The 810-nt window shown below is 45.6% G+C and carries 2 protein-coding genes; both read right to left on the reverse strand.

The genetic code is table 11. The annotated features are described in order from the left end of the window. Positions 1-322 (reverse strand): IS3 family transposase (locus IYN85_RS26550; protein WP_196161825.1); only part of this gene is annotated, 322 nt, incomplete at its 3' end. Positions 323-375: 53 nt separating this feature from the next. Further along, on the reverse strand, positions 376-741 hold the full coding sequence (locus tag IYN85_RS25615; protein ID WP_196161826.1) for a transposase: 366 nt from the start codon (positions 739-741) through the stop codon (positions 376-378). Positions 742-810 lie beyond the last annotated feature (69 nt).

Here is an 810-nt window from a genome sequence, read left to right on the forward strand (position 1 = left end):
TCTTTGGTTCAGGCAGATTTTTGATCAAGTTGCCTTGGGCCGCATAGAAAGCATGTTGGCCTGGGCGCCATTCATAAAGTCCTGTCGTAATAGCCTTTAAACCACACTCTCTCATAAGACGATTCACACGCCGCACGCTGCATATATAGCCATCTGCGCGTAATAACTTGCGCATCCTTGGCGCACCGTAGGATTGCTTCAACCCTCGATGGAGATCTTGCAGGACGGCTTTAAGGCGATCATCTTCCTTACTATGAGTGCTTGGTTCCCGTCTCTTCCATGCATAATAACCGCTTCGGGAGACGCCATAAACTGCACACAACCTGGAAACAGAATGTAGGTACCGGTTCTCGTCAATGAGCTTATATAAACCAGCTATTTCTTGGCGTAGAACCGTTCTGCCTTTTTTAAAAGATCAAGCTCCTCTGTTCGATTATCAAGGGCTTTTTCAAGCTTTCTGATTCTTAGTTCGGCAGCGGCCAATTTATCTTCTAGGGCTTTCACGGGATCTGTGCGATCGGGGCGACGCTTAGGGGAAGGCTTAGTAGATTTCATATGCTTATTCTCGCGCAATTCACCATTACGGTGTTCCATTTGCCATCGATAGAGCATTACCGGATGAATGCCTAAAGTCTCAGCAATATCTTTCGATTTAACTTTAGCAGAATTTGCTAACTTAACGGCTTGTAGCTTGAAAGCCAAAGTATATCGATCGTACTTTCTCTTTTTGGTCTGTCCCATACTAGACACCTCTCTCATATTAAGATTGGTGTCCACTAAAGTGGTTTAAGATCACGCCGCCAGGCGTCA

Origin of the sequence: Reinekea sp. G2M2-21 (assembly GCF_015687175.1) — a bacterium.
In the GTDB taxonomy this organism is placed as follows: domain Bacteria; phylum Pseudomonadota; class Gammaproteobacteria; order Pseudomonadales; family Natronospirillaceae; genus Reinekea.